16 protein-coding genes and 1 pseudogene are annotated in these 22,839 nt (G+C 68.5%); 11 read left to right on the top strand and 6 right to left on the bottom strand.

Features of this window, described 5'->3' with window-relative positions; all coding sequences use genetic code 11:
* Positions 1-2: 2 nt before the first annotated feature.
* Positions 3-788, bottom strand: coding sequence for a tetratricopeptide repeat protein (locus tag OG332_RS41930; protein WP_327418369.1), 786 nt, complete (start codon positions 786-788; stop codon positions 3-5).
* A 637-nt stretch (positions 789-1,425) separates the two neighbouring features.
* Between OG332_RS41930 and OG332_RS41925 the strand changes: the two genes are divergently transcribed.
* Both OG332_RS41925 and OG332_RS41920 read left to right on the top strand, forming a co-directional pair.
* Positions 1,426-1,629 (top strand): cold-shock protein, encoded by a 204-nt coding sequence (locus OG332_RS41925; protein ID WP_030299464.1) that lies wholly within the window; start codon positions 1,426-1,428, stop codon positions 1,627-1,629.
* A 224-nt stretch (positions 1,630-1,853) separates the two neighbouring features.
* Positions 1,854-2,309, top strand: a complete 456-nt coding sequence (locus OG332_RS41920) for a SpoIIE family protein phosphatase (protein ID WP_327418368.1) — start codon at positions 1,854-1,856, stop codon at positions 2,307-2,309.
* A 135-nt stretch (positions 2,310-2,444) separates the two neighbouring features.
* Here the strand turns inward: OG332_RS41920 and OG332_RS41915 are convergent, their stop codons facing one another.
* From OG332_RS41915 to OG332_RS41900, 4 genes are all read right to left on the bottom strand, one after another.
* Complete coding sequence (locus OG332_RS41915; protein WP_327418367.1) at positions 2,445-2,921, bottom strand: alpha/beta fold hydrolase; 477 nt, start codon at positions 2,919-2,921, stop codon at positions 2,445-2,447.
* A gap of 23 nt (positions 2,922-2,944) precedes the next feature.
* Positions 2,945-4,186, bottom strand: a complete 1,242-nt coding sequence (locus OG332_RS41910; protein WP_327411484.1) for an IS256 family transposase — start codon at positions 4,184-4,186, stop codon at positions 2,945-2,947.
* A gap of 58 nt (positions 4,187-4,244) precedes the next feature.
* Positions 4,245-5,969 carry a transposase gene (locus OG332_RS41905; protein ID WP_327418366.1) on the bottom strand — a complete coding sequence of 575 codons (1,725 nt, stop codon included), beginning with the start codon at positions 5,967-5,969 and terminating at the stop codon, positions 4,245-4,247.
* A gap of 144 nt (positions 5,970-6,113) precedes the next feature.
* Entirely contained in the window at positions 6,114-6,335 is a 222-nt protein-coding gene (locus tag OG332_RS41900; RefSeq protein WP_327418365.1) for a hypothetical protein, read from the bottom strand.
* Between the two features lie 664 nt (positions 6,336-6,999).
* Here OG332_RS41900 and OG332_RS41895 point away from each other — a divergent pair.
* The 9 genes from OG332_RS41895 to OG332_RS41855 all read left to right on the top strand — a co-directional run bounded on the left by OG332_RS41895 (position 7,000) and on the right by OG332_RS41855 (position 22,111).
* Positions 7,000-7,404, top strand: coding sequence for a hypothetical protein (locus tag OG332_RS41895; RefSeq protein ID WP_327418364.1), 405 nt, complete (start codon positions 7,000-7,002; stop codon positions 7,402-7,404).
* Positions 7,405-7,737: 333 nt separating this feature from the next.
* On the top strand, positions 7,738-8,799 hold the full coding sequence (locus tag OG332_RS41890) for an IS630 family transposase (RefSeq protein ID WP_327418363.1): 1,062 nt from the start codon (positions 7,738-7,740) through the stop codon (positions 8,797-8,799).
* 549 nt (positions 8,800-9,348) lie between these two features.
* Complete coding sequence (locus OG332_RS41885) at positions 9,349-9,651, top strand: hypothetical protein (protein WP_327418362.1); 303 nt, start codon at positions 9,349-9,351, stop codon at positions 9,649-9,651.
* A 338-nt stretch (positions 9,652-9,989) separates the two neighbouring features.
* A complete protein-coding gene (locus tag OG332_RS41880; RefSeq protein WP_327418361.1) occupies positions 9,990-13,268 on the top strand; it encodes a DUF6603 domain-containing protein in 3,279 nt (1,092 codons plus the stop codon).
* Positions 13,269-13,274: 6 nt separating this feature from the next.
* A complete protein-coding gene (locus OG332_RS41875) occupies positions 13,275-15,503 on the top strand; it encodes a hypothetical protein (RefSeq protein ID WP_327418360.1) in 2,229 nt (742 codons plus the stop codon).
* Positions 15,503-19,144, top strand: coding sequence for a hypothetical protein (locus OG332_RS41870; RefSeq protein ID WP_327418359.1), 3,642 nt, complete (start codon positions 15,503-15,505; stop codon positions 19,142-19,144). Before OG332_RS41875 ends, OG332_RS41870 begins: the two co-directional genes overlap by 1 nt.
* Positions 19,145-19,182: 38 nt before the next feature.
* Positions 19,183-20,547 (top strand): hypothetical protein, encoded by a 1,365-nt coding sequence (locus OG332_RS41865; protein ID WP_327418358.1) that lies wholly within the window; start codon positions 19,183-19,185, stop codon positions 20,545-20,547.
* Positions 20,548-20,704: 157 nt separating this feature from the next.
* Positions 20,705-21,460 (top strand): transposase family protein, encoded by a 756-nt coding sequence (locus OG332_RS41860; RefSeq protein ID WP_327418357.1) that lies wholly within the window; start codon positions 20,705-20,707, stop codon positions 21,458-21,460.
* A gap of 213 nt (positions 21,461-21,673) precedes the next feature.
* Entirely contained in the window at positions 21,674-22,111 is a 438-nt protein-coding gene (locus OG332_RS41855; RefSeq protein WP_327418356.1) for a hypothetical protein, read from the top strand.
* Positions 22,112-22,531: 420 nt separating this feature from the next.
* Here the strand turns inward: OG332_RS41855 and OG332_RS48030 are convergent.
* Positions 22,532-22,816, bottom strand: a pseudogene (locus tag OG332_RS48030) (pirin family protein); the annotation flags it as partial.
* Between the last annotated feature and the right edge of the window lie 23 nt (positions 22,817-22,839).

Below are 22,839 nucleotides of genomic sequence, written 5' to 3'. Positions count from 1 at the left end.
CCTCAGTCGGCGATGCGGGCTGCCCTTTCGCGGAGCTCCTGGGCCTCCGGGACTCCGCTGTATCGGCGCAGGCGTACGCGCATGTCCTGGAGGGCGGCCTGGACCTTCACGGAGCGGATGCCGTCCGCGCAGTCGAGGAAGTCGCGCCAGGTGACCATGGCCCCATCTGCATCGCCTTGGCGCAGGCGGACACAGCCGAGGTCGGCGAGGACGATGGCGCGGGTGCGGCGGTCGAGGCCGTGGATGTCAAGGGCGAGGTGGAGGTGTTCCTCTGCGGCGTCGAGGTCGCCGAGGCGGGAGAGGATCATGCCGGACTCGTGGGCCCAGCGGCCGGGGGAGTAGTGCGCGGCCCAGGAGTCTCCGCCCGCGGCGGCCGGCTTGCCGATGGCCGCCTCGGACATGGCGAGGTGCTTGGTGGCCATGCGGCGGTCGTCGTCCTGGGCGGCGGCGTTGGCGAGGGTAGCCTCGTAGTAGGCGACGGCGCGCGGGTTGTCGAGGTGGCGGCCGTAGTCCACGCAGGCTTCGCCGAGCTGGACAGCTTCGGCTCGGTAGCCCAGGTCGACGCACTGCACGGCGAGGCCGCGCAGCGCGGTCGCCGACAGCTCCGGATCGCCGGCTTCGGCAGCCAGGCGGAATGAGTGCGCGTAGTAGCGCTGGGCGAGCCCGCGGAGTTCAGGGGTGTCGCCTTCGTCCTGGGCCATCCAGCCGGCGAGGTGGACGAGCTGGGAGGTGGCGGCGAACAGGTCGCGTCCGGTGGCCTGGGCCAATCGAACCGGGGCGTGCACCACCAGTCGATCGTCCCGTCGGAGGACACCAACGCGGCCGTCTGGAGATCACCGACCATCCCGTGATCGGCGATCGCCGGGTAGGCGCTCATAAGAATCTCCCGTCGTCGTTGGAGCCGTGACGGCATCCGACAGACGGGAGCATCAGGGCGCGCCCTCGGGAAAAATCCGGACCCCACACACGTCCTCGCGCCCCGAGACGGGGCCCGCCTGCCCGGCCGCCCGAACACACCTCCAACGAGATGCGACCCCGACAACGCCGACACCGACACCGACACCGAGGCATGGCTCGTCATGCCCTCAGGCGCATTCTGCCCCCATATATTCGGTAAAAGCAGGATGCCGCGCGGTGACCGCACGGGGTGACTCTGCGCGGGCAGGGCGTTGTGGACGGTGAGGTAAGCGGTCAGCGGCGACACCAACGAGGGTCTGGCGGCACCCGATCCCGGGGCCGATTGCTGGGCGACTGGACCTCAGGGAGAGCTATGACGCGGCCAAGTTCATCCTCACGGGTGAGGCTCGGGGAGGATGGCGGATTTCGCCGCGACGGGAGGAAAAGATCAAGTATCGGAGCCTGCTCGCTGGGCTGCGGCTGGCGCGTTGCAGATCGCGCCGTAGCACCGAACGAAGGACGGAACCGATGGCAACAGGCACTGTGAAGTGGTTCAACGCCGACAAGGGGTACGGTTTCATCAGCCAGGACGATGGCGGCGCAGACGTGTTCGTGCACTTCGCAGCTATCCAGACCAATGGATACAGAAGCCTGGAAGAAAACCAGCGGGTGGAGTTCGAGGTCACCCAAGGACAGAAGGGTCCGCAAGCGGAAATGGTCCGCCCCTTGTAGCCCCTTGTTCTGGCTGTGCTCTGCTCCACCCGATGCCGATGGAGCAGAGCACCGCCAGCCGGCTGACGCCCGGGCCTCACATCGACGACACCCGCTCGCGAGCCCCAGCCCTTGCACCGTGCGATCCGGCTCGGCGTGCTCGCGCAGTGGGTTAAAATCAGCAACGCAGACGCTGTGGTGCGTGCCGTCACCCGTCCTGTGCGGTCCAGAGCAGGACCCCGGCCTTGGAGCGGTCGTGCCGAGCGCGGTGGCCACCTCTTCGGCTGGCAGACCGTCGTCGCACAGCACGCTGGCGGCCTCCCGGCCCACCACCGGCGATCCGCTCCAGCCCGCTGGCAGCGCGCAGCGCGGCCAGCCGCTCGGGCAGCGGAACGGCCGCCTCGCGGACAACCCTCGCTACCGCCGATCAGCACACCCTGGCCGAGCTCCTGCACCCCAACGCCGCCACGGAGACCTTCGCCTTCGCGCCGGGAGACACGCTGCTCCTCTACACAGACGGCGTTCTTGAGGCACGTGACGAGAGCGGGGCCTTCTATCCCCTGCATGAGCGCTTCGCCACTTTCCCCGGCGCAGGCCCGCACGATCTGCTGCGTCACCTGCACAGCGATCTCCTCGCCCATGCCGCAGGAGGAGTCCTGGGGGACGACGCCGCGATGGTCGCAATCCAGCGCGTGCAGTGACGGCCGACCGCGTGAGGTCGCGCCGCCAACGCCGGCCGGGGGCCCACGCAGGCACTCCCCGCTCAAGGTGGTCCACGTGCTCACCACTTCGTCAAGGACACCGCAGGAGGCGCGACTCTGACGGCCGGCCGACCTCTACGACAGAACGCCCAACTGCCGGCCGAGGAATCGTTCGACCACTGCCGCCAGCGTCTCTGGGCTCTCTTCCGGGGCGAAGTGGCCGGCGTCGTCGAAAACCTCGAGCTCGGCGTTCGGATACCACTGCAGCCAGGTGGACCGCACGGTGTCGGGGCCCATCGCCGGGTCGTTCGCACCAGCCACGACAAGCACCGGGGTCGGATTTCCCTCGAGCCGCTCGTGGATGTCGGAGCCCCGAGTCCAGGATTCGAGGTAGGAGCGCAGGGCAGCCGGCGAGGAGCGTTCCGAGCCGCTCACCCTGGCATCCAGCCATGCACCGTTGTGCCGACCGCCGGTGGTGACTCTGTTGCTCAATTCCGGGGTCAGGCTGTGAGCTGGTAGCCGAGGCGAGCGAGGCGGCCGGTTCGGGGTGGGGTGTCCGTGGTGGTCCAGTGGGCGTCGAGGCGGACGATGTTGATCGCGGTGGCGGGTCATGTCCCCCTTCGTGGTGTAGCCGATCACTCGGTGGGCGCGTTGGTGGCGTTGGGTGGTGCGGGGGCGCTTTTAGGGAGCTCGGTGGGGTAGATCTCGTCCATGCTTCCCTCGGGCAGGTAGCGGCGGGGGAAGGCGATCCATTCGTCGTGCAGTTCGAAGAGCACGGCTGTGACCAGTCGCAGGAGGGCGTCGTCGTTGGGGAAGACCTGGACGACGTCGGTGCGGCGCTTGATCTCGCGGTTGATCCGTTCGAGCGGGTTGGTGGACTGGATCTTCTTCCAGTGCCGTTCCGGGAAGGCCGCGAAGGCGGTCAGGTCGTCCTTGGCGTCCAGGAGCATCTGTTTGACCTTGGGGAACTGCTTGCCGAGCATCTCGGCGACGGTGTCGAGCTGGGTGCGGACCGCGTCCTGGGTGGGCTGGGCGAAGACTGTGCGGATGGTTGCGGCGACCATCTCGGTCGCCTCCTTCGGAATCACCGCGAAGACATTTCGCAGGAAATGAACACGGCATCTCTGCCACGCGGCGCCGAGCATGACCTTGCGGATCGCCTTGACCAGGCCGGAATGGCTGTCGGACAGGACCAGGCGGACCCCGGTCAGGCCGCGTTCGCGCAGGGAGCGCAGGAACTCGGCCCAGAACGCCTCGGTCTCGCTGTCGCCGACCATGACGCCCAGGACCTCGCGGCCGCCGTCCTCGGTGATCCCGGTGGCGACGACCACGGCGCGAGAGACGATCTGGTGGTTCACGCGTGCCTTGCAGTAGGTGGCGTCCAGGTACATGTAGGGGAAGCGGGTGTGGTCCAGCGGCCGGGTGCGGAAGGCGGTCAGCGGCTCGTCCAGGTCCGCGCAGATCCGGGAGACCTCGCTCTTGGAGATCCCGGTGTCCGCGCCCAGGGCCTTGACCAAGTCGTCCACCGACCGGGTGGACACGCCATGGACGTAGGCCTCCACGATGACCGCGTACAGGGCCTGGTCGATCCGGCGCCGGCGCTCCAGCAGGCTGGGGAAGAAGCTTCCGGCGCGCAGTTTGGGGATGGCCAGCTCCAGGTCGCCGGCCTGGGTGGTGAGCGTCTTCTCGCGGTGCCCGTTGCGCAAGGCGGTACGGGCCTCGGTGTGCTCGTTCCAGCCGGCACCGATGTGGGCAGCGGCCTCGGCCTCGATCAGCTCCTGCAGCATCCGCTCGGCGATGCCGCGGACGAGTTCGAGTCCGTCTGCCGAGCGTAGTGACTCCAGCAGGCGTAATAGGTCAGACTGGGACAGGGCCACCTCGCACCTCCGTTGTTGAACTGGCCGTTCAATACGGAGAGTTGCATGGTGGCCCACCTCATGCGCAGAGAGCGCGAGCCCTCCGCGGGTGTGCGCCCGGCGAGCAAGCCCGCGCACACCTCACCCTTGATCGGCTACACCACGTGGCGGGACGCCATCCGGTGGCGGAGAACGTGTGTTGGAGGCGGACCTTCGGGAGGCCGCGGTAGCGGGCCCTGCGCAGGCCAGTGAGGTCGAGGGCCTGGTTGATGGTTCCCTCGATGCCCGAGCGCAGGGCGTACTTGTCCTTCCAGGTCCGGGACTTCTGCTCGGCGCGGGCCGTGGTCAGGGCAGCGTGGAGGTGTTCGGGGTAGAGGGTGAGCATCCGGTTGCCGCGCCGGGACCGGGTGCACAGCTTCAAGACGGGGCACTCGCGGCAGTCGGAGCGGGCGAACTCGACGACGATGGCGTCGCGTCCGTGCTGTTTCACCGGGTGCCACCCGGTGCTGGTGCGGCCTTCGGGGCAGGTGGCCTGGCGTGTCTTCCAGTCGATGCCGAAGGCGTTCTTGTCATAGCCGGCGGCCGCCTTGGCCTGGGGCGAGTGGTCCAGGAGCACGGGGGTGACCATGATGATGCCCTGCCCTGCGGCCTGGGTGATCAGGTCGGCCGAGGGGTAACCGGAGTCGAGGTAGTGCTCGGCCGGCTTCAGGCCGCGGGCGGTGAGCGCGGCCTGGACGGTGGCGGTCGCCTTCACGTCCGGGACGGTGGCCACCGTGGTCAGCACATCCGTGATCAGGTTCACCGCCCGGACCGGCTCCTGCCTCCCCACCGCCCCGGCTTCGGCTTCGGCTTCGGCTTCGGCTTCGGCTTCGGCTTCGGCTTCGGCTTCGGCTTCGGCTTCGGCTTCGGCTTCGGCTTCGGCTTCGGCTTCGGCTTCGGCTTCGGCGGGAGTGTCGCAGGTCTCGGTGAGGTGGACCTTGTAGCCCAGCCAGAACAGATCCTCGCCCTTGGCCGCCCAGCGCGCGTCGGCGTCATAGGGCGAGGCGAGGCGGAGATGACCGGGCGGAACGCCGTCCGTGTCGGCCTCCCGCTTCCTGACCACCTCCCGCCCGCGCGTATCGGTGCTGATCACGTACGTCTGGACCAGGACCTGCCGCAGCAGGGCGACCGGCTCGATCTCCCGCAGCCACCCGGGCGCCCCCGGTGCCCAGACCGCCCGGCACAGGGCCAGCGCATCCTGCCCGAAGACCAGCGCGAGCCGCTCCCGCTTCGTCTTCGAGGCCGGAAGCGTCCAGCCCTCAATCCGCTGCCCGTAGCGGTGGGCGAGTTCGGGCACGTCTACCACGCTGGCCAGCCAGGACGGCGCGGCCGCCGCGAGGGCTTCCAGCGCGGCCCGCACGCTCTCCCCGGCCAGCTCCAGCCGGTTCAGGTCCCGCACCGCGCTGATCACATGGGTCGCGTCCGTGCGCTGCTTCCCGCCCGCCGCCACCAGCCCCGCCTCCCGGCAGTGCTCCAGCAACTTCTCGAAGACCACCCGCTCCATGTCATGCTCGACCAGCCGGGCCCGGAACTTCGACAGCACGCTGAAGTCGAACCCCGGATCCTCCAGCTCCACCCCGAGCGCGTACTTCCAGTCGATCGCCCGCACCGCCATCACCGCGGCCTGCCGGTCGGTCAGGTTCTCCGCGAACTGCAAGACCGTGACCAGCGACAACACCCCCGGCGACAATCCCGGGGCCCCACGAACCCCGAACGCCTCGACGAACGGCTCGTCCGCGAACACCTCACCGAGCCGATCCCGCACCCGTATCGGCAGACTCCCCTTCGGGAAAGCGGCCCGGGCCACCCGCGCCGTCCGTTCCGGCACTGGCGGCAACCCGCTCGACCGCAGCGACATCCACATCACCCCCACGGCCGCACGACAGGGAAGCGACCGCACGATAGATCATCACGCACCAACCGAACCACGCAGCCGGAATTGAGCAACAGAGTCGGTGGTGACGTCAAAGATCGTCCTGCGGCTGCCGGAATCCTCCACAGCCCCGACGAACAGCTCCCACATCTCCCCTTCGAGCGGGAACCCGGACGCGGGTACCGGTGAGATGCCGACGATAGAGCGGACCCGCGAGGGGGCGTCCAGCAACATCAGCTGGGCCGCCTTGCCGCCCATGGAGTGACCGATGACCGAGAAGGTGTTCCAGCCCGAGGTCGTCGGCCACGGCGAGGGCGTCCGCCGCGACCTCCTCCATCGTGTACGCGCCGGGGGCGTCCATCGCCTCGCCGTACCCACGGCAGTCCACGAACGCGTAACTGAACGCGCTCCCGTCCAGGTACCGCCGCAGATGGCCGAAACTCGACCTGTCGCTGAGCCAGTGGAGTGCGAGGACCCGCTCCGGACCGTTGCCCAGTACCTCATACGGAATTACGTGTCCTGCTCCATGGCCTGTCACAATGCTGGGTCTCCCCCTCCGGGCCGGGCCCGAAATCCCGTCGGCTTGTGGATTCGCTCCGACGGCGTAGCAGCGTGGGCGGGCAACCGAAGGCGTCGCAAGCCAGATGAATCCTGCTGGTCAAGCCACCCCCGCCCGGGAACCTCCAGACGATCCCGTAAGGGCCCCACTCCGACTCGATACTCCGGACCCCGACTGCGCCGACATCAGCGGTCGAGAGATCGACCCGAGGCGGCGGACGAGGAGCGGATGCTGCTGGCCGCGGCCACCGCCCACCCCGAGGACCTGCTGCGGATGCGGTAGCTGCACGAGACCGACCTCACCACTCCGCTGCACGCCGCCCTCGTCGCCTGCCTCACCGGCCTGGCCCGCCGTGGTGCACCGGTGGACCCGATCACCGTGCCGTGGGAGGCACAGCAGCGCGGCCTCCTCCACGACGGGTTTGGTCCCACCGATGCCCTCTACGCGGTCTCCCATCCTGCAGGGGCACCGGAGCACTGGGGGCAAAAGATCCTCCAGCGCGCCCTCCTCCACCGAGCCGAGGATGTCGCCGCCCGGATCGAAACCCTCACTGCGGACGAAGCCACCACAGTCCACCAGCTAGCCACCGGCAGCCGCCGGGCCCTCGCCGCGCTGTCCACCGTCCGGGCCCGCTGGCACCAGGCCACCAGCGACTGCACCGAGACGGCCCCAACCCGCTCGTCAGCTGCCGCTCGGACTCCCGCCGGCCGCACCCCGACTGTACGAGCTGGCCCCGCCGCGCGGATCCCAGCCCGGCCAGGCCGATGACCATTTCCACCCCGAGCGGCGTCTGCGGGAACGGTGGCGTGGAAGGCGTCCCCGAGTCGGCCGCGCAGCTCAAGTCGCTCCTGGCCACGGGCGTACCCGTCGGCTGCACGTTCACATCGACGACTGCGCGGCCTTCAAGGAGCTGTCCGCGCGCAGCTCGCGGAAGATCCGCCACGACTCCAATCGCGCAGCGCCGCGCTCGACTGGTGCCCGCAACTGGCGGCATACCGGCTCGCCCCTGCCTCAGGTCATCAGCCATCCCGCCGAGCTGAGATGTGTCCTGTTCAGTGCTATTGATCCGAAACGCTTTGGGTTCATGCTCGTTGATGGTGTGTGAGTGATCTGGTGGGGGATGCGCGGGCCTGGCCGCCGGACGCGCAGGAGGCCGTGCGGTTGCTGGCGGTGTCCGCGCTGGTGGAGGGCCGGGACCGGGTAGAGGTTGCCTCCCTGTTCAAGGTGTCGGCCAGGGCCGTGGACAACTGGTGGGCGAAGTGGCAGGCCGGCGGCCGGGACGCACTGCTCTCCCGCCCGCGAGGCCGTCGCGTGGGTGAGCATCAAGTCCTGTCGGAGGCCGAGCAGGCAGCCGTCCGGCAGGCTGTCCTCGATCACATCCCCTCCGACCTGGGGCTTTCTGGTCAGCTGTGGACACGGGGGCAGATAGGCGAGCTGATCTTCAAGCTGTACCGGGTCCGCTTCACCGAGCCCGGGGTGGGCAAGTACCTCAAGCGTTGGGGGCTGACCTTCCAACGTCCGGACAAGCGGGCGGTCGAGCAGGACCCGGAAGCGGTCCGCCTCTGGCACGAGGAGACCTGGCCGGCGATCCGGGCCAGGGCGAAGGCGGAGAACGGCGAAGTTCTCTTCGGCGACCAGGTCGGGGTCCGCTCGGACCAGGTCACCGGCCGCACCTGGGGTGCCAAGGGCATGACTCCCATCGTCCGCCGCACCGGGAACCGGTTCTCCGTGAACGCGATGTCCGCGATCAGCACCCGTGGCCGGATGCACTTCATGGTCTTCACCGAGTCGTTCGACGCGAAGGTCATGTGCCGCTTCCTCGCCCGGATCGTCGGGCACTTCGACCGGAAGGTCCACCTGATCGTCGACCGGCACTCGGCCCACCGCTCGAAGACCGTCCAGGCCTGGCTCGCCGGCCACCAGGACCAGATCGAGCTGCACTTCCTGCCCTCGTACTCACTCGAACTGAACCCGGACGAGCTGGTCAACGCCGACCTCAAACGCAGCCTGCCCCACACCCACCGGGCCAGGAACCAGGCCGAACTCGCCGCCGAAACCCGCAGGTTCTTCCACCGACGCCAGCGTCAACCACACATCGTCCGCGGCTACTTCGGCGGCCCACACGTCCGCTACGTCCTGAACGAGAACCCTTTGAGTTTCTGATCAATAGTTACTGGACTCGACACCCACATGATCTTGGAAGCTCGTGCCTGTCCTGCGTCCGGGCCACCGCCGGCACACATCGGGAAAACCCACTCAAGCCGCGACTACGCCGAAGCCCTGCGCTGCGGGCTACTTACCTCCCACGCGCCTGTCGCTCTCTCGCACCCGAGGTAATGCTGACAGCGTGGACGAGGCCCGGTTCACGGACATCGAGCACCTGGAGTTTGACCTGTAGCAGCCGCGTCCCGCACTGCCGTGAGTCCCGAACCAGTCGGTCCGGGACTCACTTGCATGACCGCCGTGTGAGCCATTCCGCCCGATTTTCATCGTGAGTTAGTCAATGACCCACCGACCTATTCCACCCTCGCAAACGCAGTGCAACGTCAATCCGCTGACCGTGCAGGAAGTGTGACCGAGGACGGCTCGGGAGACCTCCGACCCGCAGAACGGCGGCGGCCCATCAACTGGAACAATGAAGTGTGCCCTCGGCGCCCGCCGACCGCCGAGTCCCGTCGGCGCCGCGCGGCCAGCGAACCCACCACCCGACGGATGTTCCAGAACGTCGACCCCGCCCGCACCTGCGCCTACCTGCTGGAACAGCGTCACGCCGACTACGCCCTGTCGGCCAAGGGCAACCAGGCGGCCCCGCTCGCCTGGGTCCACGCAGCTCTGCCACCCGCGGTCCCCGAAGCGGAGGAGCACGTCCAAACCGAGCGTTCCCACGGTCGCATTATCCGCCCGTCGATCTGGACCGCCCCGCTACCTGATCAACTGACTTTGATGCTGTCCTGGGGGTGCATGCCTGAATCCTGTAATTCGGTCATTCATTCGGGACGGCGGATCGCGAAGTGAGGAGGGCAGCGGGCAGCGGATTCGGTCGTCTGAAAATGCGCTGGCCGAATCGATTCTCCGAACGGCCCTTCGGTCAGGCGTCCGCTTCCAGTGGCCCGTAAAATATTCCAAATCCCCTCACGTGAAAGCGCGTTTGGCGGGAAAGAGGCGTCCATTTCTGGGCCCTTGGCAGGTGTTTTCCAGACGTAATGGCCGGATGGCTGTGCCACGCACACGCTCCGTATTGATGTTTCCGTGACCCTCGCCTATTTTATTTTCCGTAACGGCACATAACGGCACAGGGGCCCCGCAGTTCCGCGGGCACCTCACCCAACCGTGTCCACAGGCGGGGGTCACCCATGGCGCTGACGGTCGATGAACTGGTTGCACTGTTCCCGGCGGGGGGTGCCGGTACGTTCGAGCTCGACACCGGGCGGCTCGGGCTGAGCGGCGAGTCCGAGTCCCTGGAGCACCTGCCCAGCGGCATTCTGACCCTCACTGAGGCGACTGCCGACAGCGCCGCTCTGACAGTGACCGGCAAAGTCACTTTGGCCGGTGAGGAGATGCCGGCCAGCGCCCGGTTCTTCGCCACCGGCACGGCGGTCGACGCGCTGTTCTTCGAGGCGAGCCCGGCGACCTGGCTGCTCCAGACCGCCGTCGCCCGCGTCGACTTGTCCGGACTGTCCGGCGGCCGGTCACTGCGGGTCCTGCTGGCCGCCGGTCCGGCCGCGGCCGCGGCCGGACGGTGCCCCGGCACCGGGCCCTGGGTGGGCTTCCAGCTCGGCGGGGCGGTCGCCGAACCGCTGGAGTTCCGCGCCGAACTGCGCAAGGAGTCCATCGGCACGGCCCAGCCTCTCGACGGACCGCCGCTGCTGATCACCCCGCTGCTCGAAGCCCTCGGCGAGTACGGCGTCGAACTGCCCGGACCGCTGGTCGACTGGCTGGAGCGGGTCCAGCTGCACCAGCACCCGATGGGCAAGATGGACAACCTGATGGTCACCGCCGAAGCGCCGGTGGACCACGGCACCGGCGCGAACCCGGTGGAACTGCTGGTGCTGCGGACCACGGTGCTCGGCCGCACCGGCCAGGACGGCAAACCCAAGGCCACCACCGTCGCCATGGTCCGGGCCCGCACGGACTGGGACGGTTCCGGGCTGCCGGTGGTCGGACCCATGATCGGCAATGGGCTGCTGTCCCTGCCCGCGCTCCAGATCATGTACGTCTCCGAGAACCTCAGCGCCGAAGATGTCATCAAGATCAACCGGGTCGTCACGGAGTACAACCTCGGCCCGCTCCAGCAGTTGCCGGTGGTGAACGCGGCGGCAGGGGTCCCGCTGGGTAAGAACGTGAGTGCGGCGGTCTACCTCGCGGTCATGGGCCATCCGACCCCAGCACTGGTGATCACCGTCCCGCCGAAGTTCGGACCGGCTCCGGAGAGCCCGGACAAGCCGAAGCTCGAATACGAGTTCGTGATCGGCAAGCAGTTCGGGCCGGTCTACCTCTCGTCGATCGTATTCCGCTACGACTTCAAAAAAGGCCTGCTGATCGAGCTCCAGGGCCAGGTCACGATCGGTTCTCTCACCTGGCAGGTCGCCGGCCTAGGCTTCTACGTCGGCATGAGCGGCGGCTTCCCGCTGCTGCCCTTCCTGCACGGCATGAACATCGAAGCCACCGCCGCCGACGGGCTCATCGGCCTCAAGGGCGGCCTGCTCAACAAGACACCTGACGACCCCACCCTTGACTTCGAACTCGCCGGACTGATCCTCGTCCAGGCGATGGCCGTCGAACTCGGCCCCCAGGCCGTGTGGGCACGCAGCATCGAAGGCTGGCACTCAGTCTTCATCTACGGCGAGGTCTCCCTCCTCGGCGGCGCCTCGGTCTTCGGCCCGCCGCCCTTCACCGTCACCGGCTTCTCCGCCGGATTCGGGATCAACAGCTCCTTCAAGAAGGTCCCCACCGGCGCCGAGATCGCCGAATTCCCTCTGGTGGCACGGCTGGACGCGGCCCAAGCGCTGCCCGGCATGCCGGCCCCGACGCCGCACACCCCCGAGGACGCCCTCAAGGCCCTCACCGGACCCACCGGCTGGATCCGCCCCACCGAGGGCCAGTACTGGATCGCCGCCGGAGTGAAGTTCACCAGCTTCGGCTTCATCGAGACCAAAGCCCTCGCCGTCATCGAACTCGGCGACTCCGTCAAGGCCATGCTGCTCGGCCGCACCTCCGTCAGCCTGCCGCGCACCCTCAACCCGAACGCCCGGGCCATCGCCAAGGTGAACATCGGCCTGAGCCTCGGCTTCAGCTCCGCCGAGCACTGCCTGTCCATGGACGTGGCCCTGCTGCCCGGCAGCTACGTGCTCGATCCCTCGATCGAACTCACCGGTGGCATTGCCGTCTACGTCTGGACTGGCGGCGGCCGCGCCGGGGACTTCGCCATCAGCCTCGGCGGCTACCACCCCGACTACAACGTCCCCACCCACTACCCCCGGCCCAAGCGACTCGGGTTCGTGTGGTCCCCAGCCAGCGACATCACCGTGCGGGCCGAGGCCTACGCCGCGATCACCCCCGCCGCGTTCATGTTCGGCGGGCGCCTGGCCGCCGTCTACGACAAGGGCATCTTCTCCGCGTGGTTCACCGCGCACCTGGACGTGCTGGTCCAGTGGAAACCCTTCTACCTCGATGTCCGGCTCGGCATCAGCATCGGCGTCGCGGCCACCATCAAGGTCTGGTTCGTCCGGGTCCGCATCTCCGTCGAGGTCGGCATCGACCTCCACCTGTGGCTGCCGCCCTTCGGGGGCCGGGCCACCGTCAAACTCTGGTTCATTTCCTTCAGCTTCGGCTTCGGCTCCTCCCGCGACAACACCCCCACCGTGGACTGGCCCGAATTCCGCACCCAGATCCCCGCACCCGCCCGGGTCATCCCCAACGAGGGCCTGCTCGCCGACGCCGACCAGGGCGAGATCGCCCGGCGCGCGGCCACCAAGGAACCGACCCTCGTCTCCTCGGCCGGATTCACCTTCACCACCGAATCCGGCATCCCCGCCTCGCACCTGTACATCAACGAACGGCTGATCAAGCAGTCCGACGAGGGGACCATCGACATCCGCCCCATGCGGAAGACCGGTGTCACCTCCGCCCACCGGGTCACCATCACCAAGGACGGCACGACCTTCCACCCCACCGACCATCACTGGGTGGTCAAGCCGGTCACCGGCACGGTCGCCCCCGGCCTGTGGGGCAAGCCCCTGGCCAAACCCGGTGATGCGCTCGACGGCGACCAGCTGCTCGAAAACCGCCTCACCGGACTGAGGATCACCCTCCCCGAGCCGGACTACGGCACCGACACCGGGCCCGTCACCTCGAAGGCGCTTTCGTACGAAGGACTCCCGGACGGTCGCATGCCCCTGCGCGTGTCCGACCCCGCCGGGCCCGAGCCGCGGGCCGACCGCCAGAGCGTCCGGACCATCGTCGACACCGTCGCCGCCGACGCCGTCAAGGACCGCCGCACCGCCGTGCTCAGCACCCTCGCCCGGCTCGGCGCGGGACCCGGCGCCGACACCGACAGTCCGCTCACCGGCTACGCCGCACTCGCCGGCCGCAGCCTGACCACCCCGCCCCTGACCACCACCGCGACGAGGTGACCGGCCGTGACCGCTGAACCGGATCTGCGCATCCACTTCCTCGACCACCTGATCCCGCGTGCCACCCCCGGCGACTACCGGGTCGTGGTCAAGAACACCCTCAGCGACCCCGGCGGCGAACTGGACGCCCAGGACAAGCTGCTCCCGTCCGAGGAGACCTTCGAGATCAAGGCCGTCCGCTTCGTCCTCAGCGAAGCGTCCGTCCACGCCTACTACCCGCCGCGCGAGAGCACCGGCGCCTACACCAGGACCCTGCCGCACATCACCCTCAGCCGGTCGATCCTGCCCTGGGAACGCAACCTTGCCGGAACCCGCGCCGAGCAGCCTCCGGCCCGCCCGCCCTGGCTCGCCCTGCTCGTCTTCGGCGAGAACGAACTGCCCGACGACCCCGCCGCGTCCGGGGACACCGTGCTGCGCACCGTCGAGGAGCTCCGCAACCCTGCCGAGGCAGGGGTCAAGGGCCCGGACCTGCCGTCCGGCGGCGTCGACGAGGCTGAGGCCCGGAGCAAGTGCCAGACCATCGACGTCCCGGCGGACCTCTTCAACGCGGTCGCCCCGCGCGATGACGAGATGTACTACCTCGCCCACGTCCGCAAGGTCGTCGACGCGAGCAAGGCCCGGGCCGACGGCGAAGTCCTCGAAGAAGGGGAGTACGCGGTCGTCAACGCCAACCGCTTCCCCCACAACCCCGGTAACTACGCCGTCCACCTCGTCTCCCTCGAAGGCTTCGAGGGCCGCCTGTCCGGCACCCTGCCCGGCGGCACCACGGCCGTCCGCCTGTGCTCGCTGCACAGCTGGAGCTTCACCAGCAGTGAAGGGCCCGCCGCCGACCCCGGAGCGCTGCTGGAGAACCTCGTCGCCCCCGGCGCCGAGGACCCCGAAGAACTCGCCCTGCGGCTGCCGGTGGCCGCACCGGTCACCGACGACCCCGAGGACGATTACGTCCGCGACCGCCTTGCACTCGGCTACACCGCCGTCCCGCAGCTGACCCTCTCCGGCGAACGCACCTTCGCCTGGTACCGCGGCCCGGCCACGCCGGTCACCGCTTTTGACGTGCCCACCGAGCACAGCCCCGGCCCGCACACCACCTCCGACCACGCGCTCATCTACGAGCCCGAGCACGGGATCTTCGACGTCAGCTATGCCGTCGCCTGGACTCTCGGTCGCACCATCGGCCTGGCCGACCCCGAATACACCACCGCCGTCGGCCGGGCCCGCCGCGAACTCGCCAACCGGGCGACGACGCTGATGGCGCTGGCCAAAGATCCGGCGCGCGCCTCGGTCGACCCGGATGCCCCGCCCGCCCTCGGCGCGCTGCGCGAACTCGCCTCCGCACGCTTCCGCGAGCGGCTCAGCACCGGGCTCACGAGCCCCCAGCTCCCGGACGACGCCGGACGCAGGACACCGCAGCCGAGAGTGACACATGCACAGTCAAGGTCCGTGCTCGCGGAAGAACGCGCCGTCTCCCTGCTGCGGACCACCGCGGAACGCAACGCCGAGGCCATCGCCGCCTGGCAGGCCCGCCTCGGCCTGCTCCAGGGCGTGCCGTTCCACCACCTCGTGCCCGACCCGCGCATGCTGCCCCTGGAATCCCTGCGGATGTTCCGCCTCGACCAGGGCTGGCTGGACGCGCTCGTCGCCGGAGCCGCCGACGTCGGCGTACACACCTCCGTCGACAGCCGCCTCGCCCGCGAACTCAACCGGGCCACCGCACGGTCGGGCAGCACGAAGCGGGCCGCCGGCGGGCTGCTCATCCACTCCGAACTCATCCCCGCCTGGCCGGACATCAAGGTCAACGCCTACCTCAAGGACGGCACCGTCCTCACCGAACTGCGCCGCGCCAAACCGGACAAGAGGATCCTGCTCGTCCTCTGGGACGGCGTTCCCGACAAGGTCGTCATCCGCGAACCGGGACAGGGCATCCACTACGGCATCGACTCCGGGAACCGCCTCGGCCTGCGCAGCCTGGCCACCGACCCGCCGATCGGCACCCCGCTGGAGACCTACTACCCCGCCACCGGCAGCCTCTTCGACCTCCACCTGCGCTCCGACCCGGACACCGGACCCGCGGTGCTTCAGATGTTCGGCACCGGCGGCCTGGTGCCCGCCCTGGCCCGGGAGTTCGGTCTCACCGACCTGGACCCCGGACAACTGGCCCTGGAACTCGTCAACGCCCCGCTGGAACAGGAAATCCTCAGCCCCACCGGCACCGCTGCCCGGACGGAGACCGCCTGATGAGCGCCACGGACCTGATCGTCCCCGTCAAGGTGAACGCCCTTGTCGTCAACCGGCTGACCCGCACCGCCGAGACGTTCAACCGGTGGACACCGAACTTCGACGCCATGATCGAGGAGGGCGCGAGCGCGGAACCGCCCCCCGGCGTCGGCACCGAAACCATGGGCCCGGACAGCGAAGGCGTCTACGTCCACTGGCAGCTGCCCGAGGCGCTGGCCAACGGGCACTACGACCAGACGACGGGGGAGACGACCTTCCCCTTCGTCCCCAACCGCTGGCTGGTCGTGCGCTACAGCACCACAGCGGCGGCGGCGGACCGCAAGGCCGTCGGGTGGATCGTGCAGAGCGACTACCTGGAGAGCCGCCCGGTCCAGGACGCCGACGGCAACGACGTCTACGGCACCACCAAGCACCCGAACCCCGATTCGCCGGAGGGCGCTCCGCTGGAGCTGACCTTCCTCGGCCGCCGCCACGACCTCACCCAGGCGCCGTGGACCGAACCACCTGCCCAGAAGCCGCACCTGACCGCGGCCGGGCCCGGACTGCCCGGCTTCGCGGCCTACCAGCCGTACAACAAAGACGTGTTCTCCATCCACGACACCCTTGAGGACCTCAAAGGCGACCTGGACAACTACCCGCCCGATGCGACGCTGAGCTACTTCGTCGTCGGCTGGTACAGCGACGACACGCTCGACTACCTCAACCACGCCGCGTCCGTGCCCGGCCTGCTCCCGCCGGACGCGGACGGGGCAGCCGACCTCCTCGAAGCCCTCGGCTGGAACATCCCCGAAGGCACCGCCGCCGACGCCCTGGACCGCACTCTCTACAGCGGCTCGGCGCTGGGAGTCGACTGGCAGCGCGAAGGCGCCACCCACGAGTCCGACAAACCGAGCAACATCGAGCTCAGCAAGATCCTCACGCTGGGCAGCAGCAGCGCCGAAGCCCTCGGCCGGCTGGCCGCCCGCCAGACCCGGTCCGCACGCACCGGGGACCTCGTACGCTCCCTCTTCCACGGCACCCTCGAAACACTCGACACCGCCGACGGCGAAGAGGACCTCGACACCCTCACCCATCACTCCTGGTTCTCCGGCTCCGACGGCGGCCATGTGTGGAAGGTGACCGCGCGCCCCGTCGAAGGCGACGACGAGCTGCCGCCCCCGCCGCGGGAACCCGGGTGGCTGACCGAACTCAACGATGTCCAACGGCGGTACGACGACCTCACGCCCAGGCTCCGCCGCTCTCAGCAGCGCCTGTGGAACATCTGGTGGCTGCGCAACAAGCCGGTTCCCCCGTTCACCCCTGAGCACCCCGCAGGGTTCGACGCCGCAGCTGATGTCCAGCTCAACGAGAACGATGCGACGAGTCTGGCCGGGCGGACCAAGGCTCTGCTCGACGAACAGTTCGTGCTGTCGAGGCAACTGCCCACCGGCGCCACCCCGGAGGAACTCGCGGCCAACATCAAGAGTTACGCGACCCTGCGGCGACTCGACCCGCGCTACCAACTGGAGCGCACCGCCCGCGAGTCCTACTATCGCCCCGCCGACCCGGTCGTGCTCATCAAGGACACCGGTGCCAAGGAACCCCTCACCCGGGACACCCCGCTGCCCTGCCGCCTTCCCGAGGCCCTGATCACCCGGATCACCGTCGGCGGCAAAACCTACGACCGGCCCACCACTCCGCCCAGCCCGGGACTGGCCGGACTCCCCGACGCCTGCACCCCGCTGCTCGCCGAGTTCGCCCTCCTGGACCAGGTGGCCCGGGTCCCCGGCGCTCTCGACGCGGCTCTCGCGGACCCCGCCGCCGTCGCCGGGCCCGTCCCCGAGCACACCTCGCCGTGGCAGCAGCCCTGGCTGCCCATGCACCTCGAATACGAACTGAAGTACTGCCCCACGCCCTTCCAGGCCGGCGACACCACCTACTGGACCTTCAACGGCAGCCGCTACGAATGGTCCGGCCGGGGAGCCCAGCCCGGCGGCGGCGAAGCCAACCTGCGTTGGCTCACCTTCAAGAACCGGGCGTTCCTCACCCCGAGCGTGCCGTGGGTCCTGCAGAAGCAGATCGACCGTTACCTCGACACCTACTCCGGCGCTCCCACCGAAGGCCTGCTCGCCCTGCGCGAGGAACTCGGCGACCCCGGAATGCTCTCCCAGCGCCTCGACGGCTTCCACGACTGGCTCGTACAGCAGGACTCCACCGCCAGGACCACAGTGCACGTCCCCGAGGCCATCGCCAGGCTCGTCGGCGACATCCAGAGCGTCCCGGAAGGCGGCCCGCTCGAACCGCCCGCCGACGACCCCGGAACACCGTTCCAGCCGGTCCGCGCCGGCCAGTTCACCTTTCACGACCTGCGCATCGTCGACCGCTTCGGCCGCACCTACGACATCGTCAACAGCGGCAACTACGAACAGGTCTCCCTCACCCTCGCGGAGAGCGTTGCCCCTGACAGCGTCCTGCACGAGGACCTCATCGGCACGGCCCGCTTCGTCCAGCTCGGCCCGCGCCTTCTCCAGGGCGCCCGACTGCGGCTGGAGACCGTACGCGCCGTGGACGGACAGCGGCTCTCGCCGATGGCCCGCGCGGCCACGAAGGAAAACCCCCTGGCCGGCTGGCTGCTGCTCAACCATCTCGACCAGACCCTCGTCGTCCACGGACCCGACGGCGTCTCCCTCGGTGAACTCCGCGTCGTCAAGGACATCGACGGCGCGGACGACAGCGTGTGGCTACCGCTCCCCGGCTCGCCCCATCCCGACGTCGACGCCCAGGAGTTCGAGGACGCCATGCCGCACCTGGCCCGGTTCGTCCGCACCCTGAAGGACAAACCCGCCGCCGCACTCACCGGTCTGCTTGACACCATCGACCAGACCCTCGACACCATCCTCGACGACGCGGCCCAGGAGGACGGCTCTCCGCTGCGGCTCATCGGCCGCCCGCTCGCACTGGTGCGCGCCGATCTGGGCGTCGAGCTCGAAGGGCCGCTGCTGAGCAACCCGAGCTGGGACCAGGTGCTGGGGGAGTCGGAGGAGGAGTACGACGGCTACCGCTGGCCGGTCCGGCTCGGCAACGAGAAGCGGCTCGGCGACGGCCTCGTCGGGTACTTCGCCGGGGCGACCGGGCCCGACCAGGAGACTTCGTACGAGCTCTTCCACGCGGTCATGCCCCAGGGCGGCGGGGGCTATCTGACCCCGATCGACAAAGGCCACGGCCTGGCCGTGCCCGCGCGCACCCCGGACCAGCCGGTGACGCACCACCTGACGCTGCTGATGGATCCGTACGCGGCGGTGCATGCCACCACGGACATCCTCCCGGTGACCAAGGTGCAGCTGCCCGACGACCTGGTGTCAGAGGCGATGCGGCGGATCCGGGCGTCTTTTCGGCTCGGCCCACTGCTCGCGGCCGAGCGGGTCGACAAGGCCGAGGAAGCCCGGCGGGCGCGGGCGGGAGAGGAACCGACGGAGGCAGGCGTGGTGCTGCCGCAGCCCGCGTCGTGGCACGGAACGTGGAGTTGGGCTGAGCCGCGCGGATCGGAGACCGAGTGGGTGGAGCTGCCGATCGTTCCGGCTGATTCCGCGGCGCACTTCGGGGATCCGCAGGCGGAAGCCCGGTATGGATACCTGCTGCTCGACGCGACCGAAACGTCCTGAACCTCCGTTTACAGAAGGGCTGTTGCATGAGCGTTATCATGGTGAACGCCACCAACCTGCTGCCGTACGAACCGTCGACCGACCCCAAGCCCTTGCGGGTGAGCTCCGCCGAGGAAACCGAATACGGCTCCGTCAACATCAATGTCGGCGGCGGCATCACCACGTCGGCCTGGTGCAACAAAATCACCGTCCGGGTGCCGGTCGGCGCGGGGGCCGAGCACCTCACCACCGAAGGCGCCGACATCAAGACCGGTGCCAGCACCGGCTGGACGCCGTCCGCCCCCACCGTCTCCGGCGGCTTCGCGGTCATCACCTTCACCCCGGCCCGCGCGGTGCAGTTCACCGGGCAGATCGTCACCCTCACCCTGTCCAACATCGCAGTCAACCGCACGGCGGGACAGGTCTCCATCGCGATCATCGAAAGTTCGTCAAGGACGAACGGGAGCTTCACCAACAAGGACGCCGCGGTCGAGGTGGACAAGTTCCCGGCCGGGTTCGTGTTCCGGAATTTCGCGCCCGAGAAGATCATGGTGGAGAACGGTGAGGTCGCCGTGCTCCGCTGGGAGGGCTCGGACGCGAAGTACACGATGCACTGGGGCGACCCCCCCGCCGGAGTCCCCCTCGACAAGGAACGTGTCTGGTCCACCCCGCGCGGCCTGACCACCGTCACCGGCTTCATGCTCCGCGCCGAAGTCACAGCCGGTGGCGTCACCCTCACCCACACCCTGACCACGGCGGTCACCGTACGCATTCCTGACCTCGTCGTCAGGAACCTAACCGTCCAGGGCCCGGCCACATTCGCCGACAGCGTCAGCCTCAGCAACACCGCCAAGGACCTGACGGTCGCCGGATCGGTGCGCGGTGCGGGCAGCAACCCGCTGCGGGTCAGCCAGCCCGCGGGCCTGAAGGTCGACGCGGCCCTGAACGTCACCGGGGCGAGCACGTTCGCCAACAGCGTCAGCCTCAGCAACACCGCCAAGGACCTGACGGTCGCCGGATCGGTGCGCGGCGCGGGCAGCAACCCGCTGCGGGTCAGCCAGCCCGCGGGCCTGAAAGTCGACGCGGTCCTGAACGTCACCGGGGCGAGCACCTTCAACAACAGCATCACGACCATCAGAGACGTCACCGCCGCAGGCAATATCAAGGCCGGAGGAAATCGGGTGCTCCGGGCGGGCGACACGCTCCGCTTCGTGGGCTTGTCGAGCAGGTACCTTACGGAAGATTACGACTATGGCGGCGAGACTTTGGTGGTCAAAACTTATAGGACCCTCTACGCAAACGCCCGTTGGAGGGCACAGCATGTCTCCTCTGCCAGCTCGTTTGGGGAGGAGCCGGAGGGAATGCAGGAGCCGGAAGACCTCGCGCAGGATGAGCGGACCGTCACCCCAGACCCGGAACTCTGACCCGGCCGCCGGGGGGCGCCGGCGCAGCTCACGCATTGAGCCTTTTTCAACCTGACCGCGATGCCGAGCTGTTGGGGGTCAACGGGCTGACGTAACGATGAAACTCCTGGTAGACGGGTTATCGACCAAGATCACCCGTGTCCGCCAGGAGCTTCTCGTGCTTGTCTACCCATCCTCGATCGATCTGTCCAGCTGCACCCTGCGGTACCTGACCGAGCAGCTCACAGTTCGGCAACGGGAGATCGGTACGCGGTGGCGACGACTGCCCGCCGGCCGTCAGGCCCTGCTCGCCCTGGCCCACCTGCGGTGCGGAGACACCTACGCCCAGCTTGCCGCCGGGTTCGGAATCGGCATCGCGACTGTCTACCGGTACATACGCGAGGTCATCGAAGTCCTGGCCACTCTCGCACCGACCCTGGCCGAGGCGATGGAGACCGCCCGGACGAAGGCATTCGTGATCCTGGACGGCACCCTGCTGCCGATCGACCGGATTGCCGCCGACACCCCGTACTACTCGGGCAAACACAAACGGCACGGCATGAACGTGCAGGTCCTCACCGACCCGTTCGGCCGACTGCTCTGGGCATCCCCGGCCCTGCCCGGCTCCACCCACGACCTGACGGCCGCACGAACGCACGAGATCGTCGACGCGCTCGCCGCCGCGGGAGTGAAATGCTGGGCGGACAAGGCGTACCAAGGCGCCGGCCGGCACATCCGAGTCCCCTTCCGTAGCCGCCGGCTCAAGCGATGGAAGCGACGACACAACAGCAGCCACGCCAAGATCCGGTGCGTCGGCGAGCAGGCCATGGCCGTCCTGAAAGGCTGGCGCCTACTGCGGAAGCTCCGCTGCAGCCCCAACCGGATCACCAACATCGTGAAGGCCGCCCTCGTCCTTCACCACGCCTCAACCTGAGGTTGGAAAAGGCTCGATGCCTTGGCCAGCGACGGAGGGACCATGGTGTCCCGCTTGGCCGATGCCGGAGTCGACGTCTGGTGACCGACTCGGGCAGCGACCGCTTGGGCCGAGACAATCAACGCGTTCCGCCTCAGCGAAGTGGACGGGCGAATCGTAGGCCGCCGACCTCTGGAACAGGCGGCTACGCTCGTCTCGGACATCAGCAGCGCCATGCTGACCACCTACGGCCTGCGGTGGCTCGTCGCTCCTGAGCGAGACAGCAAACTCGTACGCCAGCTCTACGCGTACCTCGACGATGCCCGCATCGCCTACGACCGGCGACCCACCGTGGAGCTCCCCCGCGGCGCCAAGGTACGACCCACCGCCCGCATCAATCTTCCCAAACGAACAGTCCTGGTTCAGGCCGTCGGGGGCTCGGAGCAGGGCCTGGAGCATGCTCTATCACTCGTGCAGCGCATCGAACGAGCGGATTACGCCTTCGACCAGCGCCTCGTATTGCTGAAGGGCAACCCGCAGACCTGGCCCGCCGACCATCTCGACCTCTTGGCGGACCACACACCGGTCGGGTTCTCTGACCGCATGGACGCGGTCACCCGATTCCTCAAAGAGGGCACTCCCCTGGAACGTCCAGTCACCCCAGAGCCGTAGGCCTCCCGCACTCACGGCCTTCCGTGACCTCCTGGCGGACATGACCGGACAAGCAACGCTGTTGTCACCTGTACACAAGATCCGCCACGGACCCACGCACACACTTCGGCGACAGATCGCACGCCCCGGCCGGATCCGCCGGTCAGGTCGTAGGAGCCGACGGCGCAACGGCTGCCGCCACTGTCCTTTGCAAGCAAGGCAACCCAACGCAGCCCGAGACTAGATCTAACTACTCGTCAGTAAAGTCAGCAAAAGGTCAGCATCCGTCCGACCAGAGTTGATTACAGCTTGCAACAGGTGAGACTCGACAACCGGCACCGGAGGCTGTCGGACCACGTCCGGCAACCTCCCTTCCGAAACCAGAAGCGGAGGGCTAGGTGCGAGCACCGCACCCAGCCCGGGTCCGCATAAAGCAGCAGTTCAACGCGCCCTTCCCCTGGGCTTCAGGTGGGTCGGAGGCAGTTCCGGGGAGGGAATCGGAGGGCCGTCGTAGCCTTTCACTTCACCGAACCTCGTCCCGTTCATCCAGTCTTCGCGGGCCTGCGCGATATCATCGTGTGACCGTCCGATCCAGTTCCAGAACCATTGGATCGCCAGACGCTTTCGCAGGTCAACGCCATCGCATCCTCCAAAGTCAGCAAAAGTCAGCATGGAAAGCTGCCTCACCGGCACGACCGAACCCCGTAGTTCGTAGCGCCCGCTCATGGTTTGCGAAGTCCCCGCTTCTC

Origin of the sequence: Streptomyces sp. NBC_01233, from assembly GCF_035989305.1 — a bacterium.
In the GTDB taxonomy this organism is placed as follows: Bacteria; Actinomycetota; Actinomycetes; order Streptomycetales; family Streptomycetaceae; genus Streptomyces.
The sequence above is the reverse complement of the archived record's forward strand: the minus strand, read 5'-3'. Positions and strand labels throughout refer to the sequence as shown.